We start from the raw sequence: 13862 nt of genomic DNA, 5'->3' as shown, positions 1-13862 counted from the left end.
ACTTTTAAAATTTCTACTTTATGCAATTCGACAAATCAGCCTTTCAATTTTTATCAGATTTAAAAGAAAACAATAATAGAGAATGGTTTACAGCACATAAACCAAGGTTTGTAGAAATACAGAATGATGTAAAAAAGTTATTCTCAGAAATGCAAGTAAACCTTGAAAAGCATGATGAAATTGAAAAAATGAAAATCTATAGAATTTATAGAGATGTTCGTTTTTCTAAAGATAAAACTCCTTACAATCCGCGTTTAGCAGTTTCGTTTTCAAGATTAGGAAAACAATTACGTGGTGGTTATTTCTTGCAAATTAAACCAGGAGAAACTATGATTGGCGGTGGATTTTGGCAACCAGAAAAAGAAGATTTATTAAGAATTAGAAAAGAAATCGAATTAGATGCTACTGAATTTAGAGATGTATTAAGTGATGAAAATTTTCAAAAATATTTTGGAAAAGAATTTCATGGCGAAGAATTAAAATCTGCGCCACGTGGTTTTGACAAAGAACATCCTGATGTAGATTTGTTGCGTAAAAAAGGATATATCGCTGTCAGAAACTTTTCTGATAAAGAAGTGTTATCGCAAAATTTTTTAGAAGAAATAGATAATACATTTAAAGCAATGCGTCCGTTTTTTAATTTGTTTTCTGATGTGTTGACTACCAATTTGAATGGAGAATCGTTGATTTAAGAAAACCTGTTCTCGATACAGTTTCCTTTATTCTCGACTCCGCTGGAATTGACAGAAAATTACTCGAACTGACATATCGTTTACATAGTTAGTCTTCTAACAATTCATCATCTTCTTTATATTCTTTAGAAAAACGTGCTAATAAAAGCGGTAAAATAATAGAAATGATTCCTATAATTGTTAGAATCGGACTCTTTTCTATAAAATTTAGTGCAATAATATAAAGTCCACAAAGAATAAAAACTGCTTTAAATAATTTTTTATTAAAAATAATTCCTGCAATTGTATAGAAAAGTCCAATTAACACAAACATTATTGTATTAAGTAGTTGTTTTGTTTCTGGGCTGTAATCTAGAAACCAATTAGATATTTGTCCAATTAAGACAATTGCTATCAATACTCTAAAAATTGTAATTCCGATTTTCATTATTTATTTTTTTTGGAGTGTTTACTCAATTTTATATAGTTATAAATCATAAAAAACATTACAATTGTATAAAAGGAAACTTCCAATATAAATAGTGTGTTTACTTCTTTTATATCTGATAGTTTAAGAAATAAAAGTATGAATGCACATATAAACATTAATACAGAGTATGTTTTATTCATGATTTTTTAGTTAATTATTTGTAAGGTTAAAAATATATTTTCCAATAGAAAATCCAAATAAGTAGAGTAGTGCTACACCAATTAATACTGAGTAAATTCCAATAAATAGCTTTTTTCGTTTTGCATCTTTTTCATCTTTTAATGTAAAAAATGCTGCCAATGCTAAAAGTATAATGTAAAAATAATCCATAGTGTTTGTTTTATTTGTTGTTACAATATATTATTTTTAATGAATACAGTCTACAATGTGTTTAAGCGTTGTTACATTTTGATAAATTTGCTTTAAATTTTATTGAATTACTGATGCATTTATGTAAATACGGTTTACAATGCCTTTAAGTGAACTTACATTTTAATTAATTTGATTTGCATTCTACTAAAGTACCGTTTCTTTTTAATTGGGTTGACTTACTTTTTATGAAAGCGACGTTGCTTTTTAATTTATTTAGTTTACATTATTATTAGATTGCCTTTATCTTTTTAGAAACCTGTATTCATAAACTTTCGGTTCAATTTTTTTTGCAAGAGATTTTAAGTTATTACGTAGATCTGAAATCAATTCGGTATAAATTGTATCATCACTAGAATTATTCATTTTTCCTTTTTCATTTCTTCCTTGAAAATATTCTCTGATTTCATAAAGTGATGCATTAACATTCAAATTATTTTTTGAATGATAGTATTTCCATAATTCTCGTCCTGAATTTAATGCTTTTTCAGATTCTATTGAAAATACCCGAGAACCTTTTGGGTTATTTAACTCATTTTCAAAAAGAGTAGATTCATCTATATTGACCTTTTCTATTTTTCCATTAATAAAGTCAAACATAAAATTACTTTTAAACTTTTCTTTTGCATTAACTTCTTGTTCTGAAAATGGAATCCAATAATTTGTACCTATTTCACTTTTGATAATAGTACTAAAAATTGTAAAAACAAGACAATCATTTTGAAATTCTAAATCTTTTTTCCAATCTGAATTTGGGACTAAATATTGATCTCTGTCATTTATCCATGTTTGAGCAATAGATTTTCTAACAGAATAATATATGGTAACAGGAATGAGGTTATTTTGGTTAATCCAAATCCCTCTAGGATTTGCCATTTGTTCTTTTTTATTTAGAATATAAACGATACCATTTTGTTGAAAATCATTACCGTTTGTTCCTGCTAGAAACCCAATATAATTATCTTTAATTTTGTATGATGAAATCCACTTGTTAATATACTCACTTTTATCAGCAGAATAAAGTTCTTTAGTTCCAATAAATTCTGCTTTTTCGTCATAAATATCTGTATTTATACTGTTAAAAACCTCCTTTTCTTTTGTATTCCAAATTTTAAACCCAATTGGAAACTTACCTTTTACATTGTCAAAAGTATATGCAGGTGCAATAAACATTTTTTCAATTCTTGCTTTTAAATAGTTACGTAGAGATATGAAAGCAGAACCTTGTAATACTTTTAATTTTGAGAATTCCGCTATTATTACTCCTTCCATTTCTGCGTATATTCTTATCAGAAATTGTGCATAAATTTCTCTTCCAGCTGTTCCTAAAATATTATTATATTTTGAATGAGTTTTTGATTGATTTACTCCAGCTTTTCCTTTTTTACCAATACTTGAAACTTCCGCATAAGGAGGATTTATATAAATAATAAGTTTTTTTCTTTTTTCTTCATCATTTATAATGTCTTGTAAGTTTTGTGGAAGTTTTGTAAAATCATCATTTAAAAAATCGAATTGAAAAACGTGGTTTTTAAAAGGTTTGCACCGTGTTCTATACGTTCGTGTACTACGTTTACATCTGCTTGGTCTAAAGTACTTGCATAAATGTTGTATTTATTTGTTAAACCTGCAAGAAGATTACCAGTACCAGCAGCACAATCCCAAATATAATATTCGTCTTGCCAGTTTTCTCCTAAAGAATTTGTAAGATACTTTTGTGAAAGTTCTACCCATTTACGAGGAGTAAAAAAAGCTCCTTTACGTTCTCTAATATCTTGAGGAACTAATAAATCTCTTCGCTCTATAATATAGTCTTGAAATTCTTTTAAAGGTGGTCTTTTGTAAATTTTCCAAAACTGTTGGTATGTTTCTTTAATTCTAATGTTAATTGTTGCATCAAACATTTGTTTGATATTTTCTTTTGCTATTGTATAACCTTGGTTGTTAAAAACAACAAATAAACTATCTCGTATTGAAAGGTCATCATCAATATTTTGAGTTCCTTTATCGTCAACAAATAAATCTGCAAGGTAAAAATCGCTATCAAAGATATTTGCTTTTCTTAAATCGTCCCAATTAACATCAATTATTGGTTTTACAATTTCTAGCCAACGTAAATAAATTGGTATAAAATTATTTTTATCAATCTTTATTTTGCTTTTAGATGTTGCTTTGGCAACATTATTTTTTATAAATGTTTTTAATTCTTTTTCGTCTTTTTGGTAGTTGTAAACGTAAGTGTTAAGTTTTAGATTGGCTTCTATTCGTTCTTTAATAAGTTTAAATTCTTTGGTTTCGTGGTTACTTGGTGTAACATTCCAATTAAAATCATTTATATAAAAAATATCTTGAATGTTTATATAAGGCACAAATGCAATTTTTTTAAAATCAAAAGCACCAAGAAATGCTGGCGGCATTGTTTTATCAAATGTTCTAGCTTTTCCAATAGTTAATATAAGTTGCACAAACATTGTTGGTACATCAAAATTACCTGTTTTTGCTTCTGCCCAAAGAAGTGGTGTTCGACCAAACAAACTATCTTGTTTAGGAAAAACTGTAAAATCTATATTTCCTAATATTTCTGTTGTATCAAATTGCTTAAACCAGTCAACACCAACTTTATTTTTTAATTCTTCTTCTCTAATTTTTTTGTACTTCATTTAATTATTATGGAGATTTTTTTATAACTTCTATTGTCACATATTAAATAAAAGCTTTTTGTTTGGATAAAATATATTTTTAAAAAGCAATTATTGAGCAATGACGAAATTCTAAAAGCTAAGATACTAAATACAGAACAATATAAAATTGTAGAAAACCGCAACTGTTTATAAGTATTTAAAAAGATACCTTAACTCCCAGCAAAAGGAGAACCAAAAATTCCAACCGCCATTTCTATATAAAGCAACACCAAAAGAAATAGGAGTATTGCAATAAGGAGCAATTTTTTATTTTTTAGAAGTTTCATTTTATAGTTATTCTTTCTTCGTTTTCTTCATCGGTATTTCTTCTCCGTTTTCAAAAGCATCAATTTTTAGTGTTCCGTTTACCATTTCAAAACGTAATACATAAGAGCTGCCAACTACTTTGTAGGTATTGTTGTTTACCACAATTGCGGTTGCTTCATCAATTCCAAAACCTAACATTTCTGGATGGTCTTTTACTGCTTTGCTCAATCTAGCCAATCGGTTTCTCTTTAAAAAATGTTGATCTATAATTGCGGGTAATAAATCAAATCCTGTAGCAATTTTTGGTTCATCTTTTCCGCCAACAATCATAATTTTTGTTTGTATTGCTGCTCCGGCTGAGCTTCCACCAATAACTCCGCCACGTTGTATTAAGTTGTACAATTCTTTTTCTACTGTTGTGCCCAAATACGCATCGGCAATTCTTATTTGCGAACCTCCGTTAAACCAAACGGCTGTTGCTGTTTTTAACGGCGCAGCAAAGTCGGTAGAATTTGCAATGTTTTTATCTCTTGTGTGTAAAATGTGTATTTCTTTAAATCCGCGAGAGAGCCAAAGTGCTTGCATTTTTTGTACATCAATTTTCAAACTAGAAGCAGTTGGCACAACTACCAATTTTGCATTTGGACCTGTGAGTTTTAAAAACTCTTTGTACATAGTTTCTGGTAAAGCACCGCCGCCAATAAATAATTTTGGAGCTGTTTTAGTATTTTGACTATTCGCTGTAAAAACGAATACCATTAAAAATAGCAAAAATAGTTGAATTGCTTTTTTCATTTTTTTACTCTTTTTTTTTATCATTCTCATTTTGCTCTAATCTGCGCCCAATTACCAAACCAAAAACAAGACCTAAAGGAATCCAAAGTCCAAGATTATCTAAAGCAACTCCAATTGCAACTCCAAATCCAATTCCGATTGCCATTGCTTGTCCTTTTTTATTTTTATTCTTCATGTTTTATTGTTTTTTTATGAATTTATTCTTGGAAATAATATACTTAGCAAATACACTAATAAGAAAACCCGAACAAGCATAAAAATTAGCAATGCAATACACACTTTAAAAAAGCGTTTCCAAAAAGGCACTTTTTTAAAAAAATGCATATTTGCCCATGTAATATATAACATGGTAATAATGATGATGGCAGCTTTGGGTAAAATATTATCACTAAATAAAGAGAAAGATAATATCAAAAACAAAATGATGATCAATCCGGTAGAAAAGTAATAAAAGCTCACCGCCAAGAGTTCTGTAAAATTGAATTGTAGTTTCTTAAAGAGCACTAAAAAGGCGAGTGGAAATATACAAATCATTGTTAAATTATGTATCAATGAATATTGTGTTGCCAACGTATGATTCCAAAAAGCCATGCTTTTATTGATTTCATCAGAAAGAAAAGAAATGTTGATAAAATCGGGTTGTTCTGTCAATTCTGGATGAATAAACCAATAATCAACAAATGCTTGTAGTGCAATGGCAATAATTAAAAACCTAACAGGATTGGTGTATTTTTTTCGTTGTCCAGAAATATAGGCATTACCAACATTTCCTGGTTGTATAATGAGTTTATAAAAGGTAAAAAATAAGCCTTTATGAATGTTAAACACATTGTCGAAAAAATCGGAAATAATATCAGAAAACTGCAACCTTTTATTGGCAACAGCTCTTTGTCCGCAATTGGAACAGTAATTTTCTGAGATTATATGCTGACAATTATTACAGTTCAATGGTTTCTATTATTCATTAATCTCTAAAGATATAATAAACTAGAAAAACTCTATGAAGAAAGTTTATACTTTATTTTTACGCAATTCACGTTTTAGATAGATTAGTGTAATTGCCGTTGCCAAAACATCTGCGATTGGAAAAGAAATCCACACGCCATTAATTCCATAAAACATAGGTAAAACAAATACCAAAGGAATTAAAAAGAAACCTTGTTTAAGCAGCGTTAAAATTAATGCAGGCAACGCTTTTCCAATGGCTTGGAAATAAGCAGAACCAACCAATTGAGCTGTAATTACTGGTGTTGCAAAAAAAGCAATTATCAAAGCATTTGGAGTTCGGTTTAACAACTCTGCATCATCGGTAAAAATGAGCGCAATTTGAGTTGGAAATAACATAATTCCAATAAAAATAATTGTAGCAATTGCGGTTCCAAAAATAATAGCTGTTCTAATTGTTTCTTTTACTCTAACTAAATTATTTGCTCCATAATTATATCCAGCAATTGGTAAAAAACCTTGTGTAACGCCTAAAACTGGGAATAAAGCAAACATCATTACACGGTTAATAATTCCGTACACAGCTATAGAAACTTCTCCGCCATATTTAAATAGAGTGTAATTTAAGATGATTACTAAAATACTAATTGTTCCTTGTCTTACAATAGTTACACCACCTAAAGCAACAATTTCTTTTAAAATATTAAAATTGATTTTAAAATATTTTGGAACAATTTTTAATTCCGTTTTTTTAGACAAGAAGAACCATAAAATAAACAATCCGCAAACAGCGTAAGAAATAGATGTTGCTAAACCAGCTCCAAACATTCCTAAATCTAAAACCTTGATAAAAACAATGTCTAAAACGATATTTGCAATTGCAGGTAAAATCATTGCCACCATTGCATAGTTTGGTTTCCCTACTGCTCTAATTACTGGATTTCCCATCATTGCAAATGCTAAAAAAGGTACTCCCCAAATTATCACATGAAAATATTCTGTTGCAGGAATAACAATATCTCCGTTTGCGCCAAATAATTGTAAAATTGGAAAGCAAAAATAAGTGCCGATAAATACAAATAAAGTTGATAAACCAACTGTTAAAGAAATTTGATTTCCGAAAACTTCAAATGCTTTTTCCGATTTATTTGCACCTAAAGCTCTTGATATAATTGAGCTACCACCAATTCCAATTCCCATTCCGATAGAAGAAATTAAAAAAGCAATTGGCAAAACAACAGTTACTGCAGCAATAGCCATTACACCAATCCATTGACCCACAAAAATGGTGTCAACAATCATGTTTAACGACATTACTAAAATACCGATAGAAGCAGGGATTGCTTGTTTTAAAATAAGCTTACTGATTTTTTCTGTACCTAACTCGTTGGCAATTTTATTCATGAAGTATATTTGGTTGGCTCAAAGATGCATTCTTTCTCTTTGATATTTTCAGAAAAAAATGTTAAAGATTTCTTTAAGTATGTTGTAATTTTACTGTTCAATTTTATAAATGGATTTACGCAAACATATTTTTACTTATTCTCATATTGTTACTAATGATGAAATTGATACACTAAACCATGTAAATAATGTGGTGTATGTACAATGGATTCAAGATATTTCTACCAAACATTGGAACGATTTAACAAAAAATAGTCCAGATTTAAATTTTGTTTGGGTAGTTACCAGACACGAAATCGATTATAAAGGACAAGCTTTGTTGGGTGATAAAATTACTTTTAAAACTTGGGTTGGCGAAACCAAAGGAGTAACTTCTGTGCGTCATGTAGAAATTTTAAAAGGCAACAAATTATTGGTAAAAGCGCAAACCATTTGGTGTATGTTACATGCAGAAACACTTAAGCCTGCAAGAATTACAGAAAGTGTTTTAAAAGTCTTACAAACATAGAAATATACGTACATTTGCACTTTCAAAACAGCAAGTTATGTCAACATTTAAAGATTTAGGAGTTCGTAAAGATTTTATCGATTCGTTAAAGGAATTGAAGATTACAGTTCCTACAGATATTCAAGAAAAAACAATTCCAGTTTTATTAAATTCTGAGGTGGATTTTGTTGGTTTAGCACAAACCGGAACAGGAAAAACTGCTGCTTTTGGATTGCCAATTTTACATAAAGTTGATGCTGATAACGATGCTGTACAAGCGTTAATTTTATCACCAACAAGAGAATTGGTACAACAGATAAAAAAGCAACTTTTTAAATACACAAAACATTGTAGTAAAAAGATTTTTGTGGAAGCTGTTTATGGCGGAGAAAAAATCGACAGACAAATTAACAACCTAAAAAGAACCACGCACGTTATTGTTGCAACTCCAGGAAGATTGATCGACTTGATTGAACGTGGAGATGTGAATCTTAAAAACGTAAAAAATGTTGTTTTAGACGAAGCCGATGAAATGTTAAGCATGGGATTTAAACAAGATTTAAATAGGATTTTAAAATATACAAGCGGTACAGGAAATGTGTGGTTATTTTCTGCAACGATGCCAGATGAAATTCAAAAAATCATCAAAAAGTATATGAGTCCAGATGCAGTCCGTGTTTCTGTAAATCCAAACAGTTTGGTCAACGAAAACATTACGCATCAATATATCAAAACTACGATTAAAGAAAAAACAGAATTGATTGTTTCTTTTTTAGAAAAAAGACCCAATGATAGAGGAATTATTTTTTGTAGAACAAAAGCAGGAACACAAAACTTAACTCAACAATTAAAAGAAGAAGGTTTTGCGGTAGAAGCCTTAGAAGGAAACATGCAACAAAAAGAAAGAGACAAAGCAATGCGTGCGTTTAAAAACGAAAGCATTCAATGTTTAATTTCTACGGATGTTTCTGCGCGTGGCATTGATGTAAATAACTTGGCTTTTGTATTGCATCATCAATTACCAGATCAATTAGAGTATTATACGCACAGAAGTGGAAGAACTGCAAGAGCTGGTAAAACCGGATTTTCTTTGGCCTTTATTTTGCCTTATGAATTGGAAGAAATTCATAAAATTCAAAAAGAACTAGGAATAAAATTCACGGAAATTTCTTTTTAAAATGGATTTAATTTATGTGTTAGATATCATCGGAACTTTTGCTTTTGCAATTTCTGGAGCATTGGTTGCTTCTGATAAAGATTTCGATTTATTTGGCGTAATAATCATTGCATTTGTTACTGCTGTTGGTGGCGGAATGACACGGGATGTTTTAATAAATGCACATCCAATAAACTGGATTGGCGATTTAAATTATATCTGGACCATTTTAGCGGCTGTTGTTTTTACCTTTTTATTTAAAAGTAAAATTGCACCGTTAAGCAAAACCATGTTTTTGTTTGATACCATCGGAATTGGCGTTTTTACAATGTTAGGAGTACAAAAAGGATTGTCGTACGATTTGCATCCATTTATTGCAGTGGTTATGGGAATGGTTTCTGCTGTAATTGGAGGAGTTATTAGAGATGTATTAACAAATGAAGTTCCGTTAATCTTTAAAAAAGAAATTTACGCTTCTGCATGTTTGATAGGTGGAACCGTTTTTTTGATAACGTATCATTTTAAAGCACCAGAAAGCATTCAATTTTTTGCAACCATTTTAACTGTGATTCTCATTCGATCTTTAGCTGTAAAATTCAAATTACAATTACCAAAAATCAAAGATGATTTATTTGGAAAAACCTCATAAAAAAAGCGAAGCATTTAGCTTCGCTTTTTTATTTTTATAATTTTAATGTCTGTTCGGCGGAGTCGAGAACTATACAATTTGAAGCCTTAAATTAGGTTTCGACTCCGCTCGACCTGACAAAACATAAGACTCCTCTTTTTTATTTTACATCTTTTAACAATTCTCTAATAGAACGCTCTAATTGTTGATCTCTACCGTTATCAATAACGCCAGGCATATTTTTTACCTGTATTAAAGGATTTGTTTGGTTGTTTTCCATCCATTCTCCCGCTTTGTTTTTTGCACTCACAGGAACAACTCCCCAATACGAACCATTTGGCAATCCTTCCCAACCAGCAAAACTACAGGTTCCAGGAACTGGCATTCCAACTGTTTTTCCAATTTTTAAATCCGTATAACCAGAAGCATAACAATGTCCGTCTGAATACATGCTTTCATTAAAAATAGATAAAGTAGGCTTTGTCCAACGAGAAGTTGGTTCTCCACCAACAACTTTTGCAGCTGTTTCATAACTTATAAAAGGAACACCAGTAAAGAACATTGCTAAATCTGCAACTAAATCTCCACCGCCATTAAAACGTGTATCGATAATTACACCTTTACGATTAGAAAATTTCCCCATCATATCTTGATAAATACTTCTGTAAGGACCATCGCTCATTCCAGGAATATGCACATAACCTAATTGTCCATTACTTTCTTTGTCAACTTGCTTTTCATTGATTTTTACCCAACGGTCATATAACAATCTGTTTTCAGCGCCAATTGAAATAGGTTTTACAGTAATTGTTTGTGTTTTCTTAGTTCGTGTATCTAACACCTCTAACAGCATAAATTTTCCACTCATTCGGTTTAAATATTTAGCAACATCTTGATCTTTATCAACGGTTTTTCCATTGATTTTTTCAATCACCATTCCGGCTCTAATATTAAACTTTGCCTTGTCTAATGGACCACCTTTAATAATCTCATCAATTAGAATTCCATCTCCTTTATGATTGTAATTCATAAAAATTCCTAAAGAAGCAGTTGCATCTGCATTAGACATTGGCTCGCCTCTAAATCCGGCACCTGCATGAGAAACATTTAATTCTCCTAACATTTCTGATAACATTTCAGAAAACTCAAACGCATTGCCAATATGTGGCAAGTACTTTTGGTATTCTTTTTTCATTAAGTTCCAGTTTACACCATGAAAAGTTGGCTCATAAAAAACAGCTTTTGTACGAATCCAAACATGATTAAACATGGCAACTCTTTCTGCTGCTTCATCAAATTTCATTTCGCCATTAATTTTCACACTAGTTTGTTTTCCTGCTTTAGGATCTATTTTAGAAATTCTACCACTACTTAATAAGTATAGGTTTTTCATCTCTTTATCCCATTGCAAACTACCGCCACCAATATTTAGTTTTAAAACCATTTTGGTTGCTTTTGTTCTAAGATTTGTACTCCAAAGATTTGCTCTTCCTTCAAATCTTGATAAATAGTATAAGACATCACCTTTTTTAGATAGAACAGCATCTCCCAAACTAGAAGAATGTATTGTTAATCTTTTTGTTTGGTCTTTCATAGAATCCCAATCAAAAGTAAGTGGAGTAGGACCTTTCTTTTTATCGTCTTTCTTGTCTTTATTTTTAGATTTTTTATTGTCTTTTTTCTCTTTATCTGCTTTTTCTTTGGCCTTCTTAGCTTCTTCTTTTAATGCCTCCATTAATTTAAAATCTTCATCACTTAAATTAAACTCATCCCAAGCATCTTGAGTAAAAAACATGCTGTACACATCACTCTGAGATTGACCACTAGTTGCATACGATTTTAATCCGTTTCTATTGCTAAACCAAATCATTTGTTTACCGTCATTTACCCATTTTGGATTGTAATCATAGTAACCGCTTTCGTTTAAGTTAACTCTTTTAGAACCATCTGCTGCCATTAATAAAACTTCGCCATTACTTAGTGTTTTACTCCAATCTACCAACAGCCATTTGCTATCTGGACTCCAAGTAAAATTTTGATCTCCATCTCCCATTGTAAATAAATCCTTTGGTGTAAGTAAGGTGGTTTCTTTCCTTGATTTTAAGTCTTTTACTTTTAAAGTTCTTCGTCCTTCAATAAAAGCCAATTGTTTTCCATCTGGCGAATATTGAGCTAAATAATTGTCGTGTTTATTTTCTATAACTACAGATTCTTTTACCAAAGTTGCTGCGTAAAAGAAAGGCTCTTCGTCTCTTAATTTCTCCGTTTTATAAATGTTCCATTTACCATTGCGTTCGCTACTATAAACAACCGATTTACCTTCTGGTCCCCAAGTTACAAAACGCTCATTTTCTGGAGTATTTGTCAATCTTTTTGTAAACGATTTATCTACAGAAGTTACAAAAACTTCTCCTCGGGCTATAAATGCAATTTCTTTTCCATTCGGAGAAATAGCCATTTCGTTAATTCCGCCATTGATAGAAATAAACTTATCGCTATTATCAATATTTTGAGTGGTAATTTTTACGTTTACTTTTGATGGTTTTTTGCCTTCTCTCATCGTGTAAATTTCACCATCAAATCCAAAAGAAATAACACCGTTACCAACACTTAAGAAACGTACTGGATGTAACTTAAAATTAGTGATTTGTTCTGTTTGACTTGGATTGTTTAATGAAAGTTTGTGCACATTAAATGTGCCACTTTTTTCACTTAAATAATAAATACTTTTTTCATCAGCACTAAAAACAGGTTGTCTGTCTTCGCCGTTAAAAGTAGTCATCATTTTATGTGTTTTTGTTTTGGTATCGTAGGTCCAAATATCTCTAGTTATAGAAGAAGTATGGTGTTTTCTAAATTCATTTTCTCCACCTTTTTTATCGTGATAGACCATGGTGTTACCATTTTTTGATACTTGCACATATTCTGCTGGAACAGTAAAAATCTGAGTTACTTTTCCGCCTTTAACTGGAACGCTATATAATTCTGGTTGAGAACCCGTTGGATATTGTCTATGTTTAACATCATCTTGACGTTGTGCACCAAAAATAACATCTTTGTTATTTGAAGAAAAAGAATAAGGTGATTCGTTTGCAGAATGAAAAGTAAGACGTGTTGCATCGCCACCATTTGCAGCCATTACAAAAACATCAAAGTTTCCGTATCTGTTAGAAGCAAAAGCTATTTTAGAGCCATCTTTGCTCCAAACTGGCATATAATCATGTGCTTTATGAAAGGTTAATTGTACTGCATCACCGCCAGAAGCAGCAACCTTATACAAATCTCCTTTGTAAGTAAATGCAATTTGATTTCCGTTTGGTGAAATGGATGAATAACGCATCCATTGTGGATTATTTTGTCCGCTGATTGTCAGACTAATAAATAAAAATAAAAGTGTTAGTTGTTTCATGTTTTATAATTTTTGTCTAAACTAATCATTTATTTTAAAAATTATTTATTTGTAGATTAATTTTATCTTCACTACATCAATTTAAATTATATCAAAATGAAAACATTAGCATTTAAAAATGTATCAGAATTTAAAGAAATGATTGGTAAAGAGTTGCCAACTTCTGATTGGATTACAGTTTCTCAAGAAATGATCAACGACTTTGCAAATGCTACTTTAGATAAACAATGGGTTCATGTTGATGTTGAGCGAGCTAAAAGAGAATCACCTTTTAAAAGTACCATTGCGCACGGATTTATGTCGGTTGCGTTGTTGTCTAAATTTTTAGAAGATTTGATACAAATTGACAGTATTAAATTGGGTTTAAATTATGGATTGAATTCCGTTCGGTTTGCAAACGCAGTTCCTGTAAATAGTAAGTTGCGATTAAAAAGTACAGTAAAAAATATTGAAGATCATAAAAACGGAATTAAAGTAACATTTTCTTGTTTTGTAGAAATAGAAGGAGAAGAAAAACCCGCTTGCATCGCCGAATTTTTAACCTTATTATTTGAATAAAA

At 30.6% G+C, this 13862-nt stretch carries 14 protein-coding genes; 5 read left to right on the top strand and 9 right to left on the bottom strand.

The annotated features are described in order from the left end of the window. Positions 1–20: 20 nt before the first annotated feature. The gene (locus ABDX67_RS10400) at positions 21–692 is read left to right on the top strand and encodes a DUF2461 domain-containing protein (protein ID WP_347174963.1); all 672 of its coding nucleotides are present in this window, start codon (positions 21–23) and stop codon (positions 690–692) included. Between the two features lie 88 nt (positions 693–780). Here ABDX67_RS10400 and ABDX67_RS10395 read toward each other — a convergent pair whose 3' ends face one another. The 8 genes from ABDX67_RS10395 to ABDX67_RS10360 all read right to left on the bottom strand — a co-directional run bounded on the left by ABDX67_RS10395 (position 781) and on the right by ABDX67_RS10360 (position 7622). Beyond that, positions 781–1119: a hypothetical protein gene (locus tag ABDX67_RS10395; protein ID WP_347174962.1), complete on the bottom strand. Its 339-nt coding sequence runs from the start codon at positions 1117–1119 to the stop codon at positions 781–783. Between the two features lie 192 nt (positions 1120–1311). Further along, on the bottom strand, positions 1312–1491 hold the full coding sequence (locus tag ABDX67_RS10390; protein WP_347174961.1) for a hypothetical protein: 180 nt from the start codon (positions 1489–1491) through the stop codon (positions 1312–1314). A 282-nt stretch (positions 1492–1773) separates the two neighbouring features. Then, on the bottom strand, positions 1774–2802 hold the full coding sequence (locus tag ABDX67_RS10385) for a hypothetical protein (RefSeq protein WP_347174960.1): 1029 nt from the start codon (positions 2800–2802) through the stop codon (positions 1774–1776). A 230-nt stretch (positions 2803–3032) separates the two neighbouring features. Next, a complete protein-coding gene (locus tag ABDX67_RS10380) occupies positions 3033–4190 on the bottom strand; it encodes a hypothetical protein (RefSeq protein ID WP_347174959.1) in 1158 nt (385 codons plus the stop codon). A gap of 315 nt (positions 4191–4505) precedes the next feature. Further along, entirely contained in the window at positions 4506–5273 is a 768-nt protein-coding gene (locus tag ABDX67_RS10375) for a cyanophycinase (RefSeq protein ID WP_347174958.1), read from the bottom strand. A 4-nt stretch (positions 5274–5277) separates the two neighbouring features. Then, positions 5278–5448 (bottom strand): glycine zipper domain-containing protein, encoded by a 171-nt coding sequence (locus tag ABDX67_RS10370; protein ID WP_347174957.1) that lies wholly within the window; start codon positions 5446–5448, stop codon positions 5278–5280. A gap of 14 nt (positions 5449–5462) precedes the next feature. Then, entirely contained in the window at positions 5463–6221 is a 759-nt protein-coding gene (locus tag ABDX67_RS10365; protein WP_347174956.1) for a DUF3667 domain-containing protein, read from the bottom strand. A gap of 63 nt (positions 6222–6284) precedes the next feature. Next, positions 6285–7622, bottom strand: a complete 1338-nt coding sequence (locus tag ABDX67_RS10360) for an MATE family efflux transporter (RefSeq protein WP_347174955.1) — start codon at positions 7620–7622, stop codon at positions 6285–6287. A 109-nt stretch (positions 7623–7731) separates the two neighbouring features. Between ABDX67_RS10360 and ABDX67_RS10355 the strand changes: the two genes are divergently transcribed. Genes ABDX67_RS10355 through ABDX67_RS10345 form a run of 3 tightly spaced genes read left to right on the top strand, consistent with a single transcriptional unit; the run spans position 7732 to position 9914 of the window. Continuing rightward, a complete protein-coding gene (locus ABDX67_RS10355) occupies positions 7732–8130 on the top strand; it encodes an acyl-CoA thioesterase (protein WP_347174954.1) in 399 nt (132 codons plus the stop codon). Positions 8131–8167: 37 nt separating this feature from the next. Beyond that, positions 8168–9286: a DEAD/DEAH box helicase gene (locus ABDX67_RS10350; RefSeq protein ID WP_347174953.1), complete on the top strand. Its 1119-nt coding sequence runs from the start codon at positions 8168–8170 to the stop codon at positions 9284–9286. Between the two features lies 1 nt (position 9287). Next, entirely contained in the window at positions 9288–9914 is a 627-nt protein-coding gene (locus tag ABDX67_RS10345) for a trimeric intracellular cation channel family protein (protein WP_347174952.1), read from the top strand. 139 nt (positions 9915–10053) lie between these two features. Here the strand turns inward: ABDX67_RS10345 and ABDX67_RS10340 are convergent, their stop codons facing one another. Then, positions 10054–13302: a S41 family peptidase gene (locus ABDX67_RS10340; protein WP_347174951.1), complete on the bottom strand. Its 3249-nt coding sequence runs from the start codon at positions 13300–13302 to the stop codon at positions 10054–10056. Between the two features lie 96 nt (positions 13303–13398). Between ABDX67_RS10340 and ABDX67_RS10335 the strand changes: the two genes are divergently transcribed. Next, the gene (locus ABDX67_RS10335; protein WP_347174950.1) at positions 13399–13860 is read left to right on the top strand and encodes a MaoC family dehydratase; all 462 of its coding nucleotides are present in this window, start codon (positions 13399–13401) and stop codon (positions 13858–13860) included. Positions 13861–13862: the final 2 nt, after the last annotated feature.

The organism is Polaribacter uvawellassae, from assembly GCF_039748955.1.
Lineage (GTDB): Bacteria > Bacteroidota > Bacteroidia > Flavobacteriales > Flavobacteriaceae > Polaribacter > Polaribacter uvawellassae.
The sequence above is the reverse complement of the archived record's forward strand: the minus strand, read 5'-3'. Positions and strand labels throughout refer to the sequence as shown.

What these genes read in the sequence shown, in the direction of transcription:
- ABDX67_RS10400 (WP_347174963.1), top strand. Translation starts at nt 21, where the DNA reads ATGCAATTCGACAAATCAGCCTTTCAATTTTTATCAGATTTAAAAGAA.
- ABDX67_RS10395 (WP_347174962.1), bottom strand. Translation starts at nt 1,119, where the DNA reads ATGAAAATCGGAATTACAATTTTTAGAGTATTGATAGCAATTGTCTTA.
- ABDX67_RS10390 (WP_347174961.1), bottom strand. Translation starts at nt 1,491, where the DNA reads ATGGATTATTTTTACATTATACTTTTAGCATTGGCAGCATTTTTTACA.
- ABDX67_RS10385 (WP_347174960.1), bottom strand. Translation starts at nt 2,802, where the DNA reads ATGGAAGGAGTAATAATAGCGGAATTCTCAAAATTAAAAGTATTACAA.
- ABDX67_RS10380 (WP_347174959.1), bottom strand. Translation starts at nt 4,190, where the DNA reads ATGAAGTACAAAAAAATTAGAGAAGAAGAATTAAAAAATAAAGTTGGT.
- ABDX67_RS10375 (WP_347174958.1), bottom strand. Translation starts at nt 5,273, where the DNA reads ATGAAAAAAGCAATTCAACTATTTTTGCTATTTTTAATGGTATTCGTT.
- ABDX67_RS10370 (WP_347174957.1), bottom strand. Translation starts at nt 5,448, where the DNA reads ATGAAGAATAAAAATAAAAAAGGACAAGCAATGGCAATCGGAATTGGA.
- ABDX67_RS10360 (WP_347174955.1), bottom strand. Translation starts at nt 7,622, where the DNA reads ATGAATAAAATTGCCAACGAGTTAGGTACAGAAAAAATCAGTAAGCTT.
- ABDX67_RS10355 (WP_347174954.1), top strand. Translation starts at nt 7,732, where the DNA reads ATGGATTTACGCAAACATATTTTTACTTATTCTCATATTGTTACTAAT.
- ABDX67_RS10350 (WP_347174953.1), top strand. Translation starts at nt 8,168, where the DNA reads ATGTCAACATTTAAAGATTTAGGAGTTCGTAAAGATTTTATCGATTCG.
- ABDX67_RS10345 (WP_347174952.1), top strand. Translation starts at nt 9,288, where the DNA reads ATGGATTTAATTTATGTGTTAGATATCATCGGAACTTTTGCTTTTGCA.
- ABDX67_RS10340 (WP_347174951.1), bottom strand. Translation starts at nt 13,302, where the DNA reads ATGAAACAACTAACACTTTTATTTTTATTTATTAGTCTGACAATCAGC.
- ABDX67_RS10335 (WP_347174950.1), top strand. Translation starts at nt 13,399, where the DNA reads ATGAAAACATTAGCATTTAAAAATGTATCAGAATTTAAAGAAATGATT.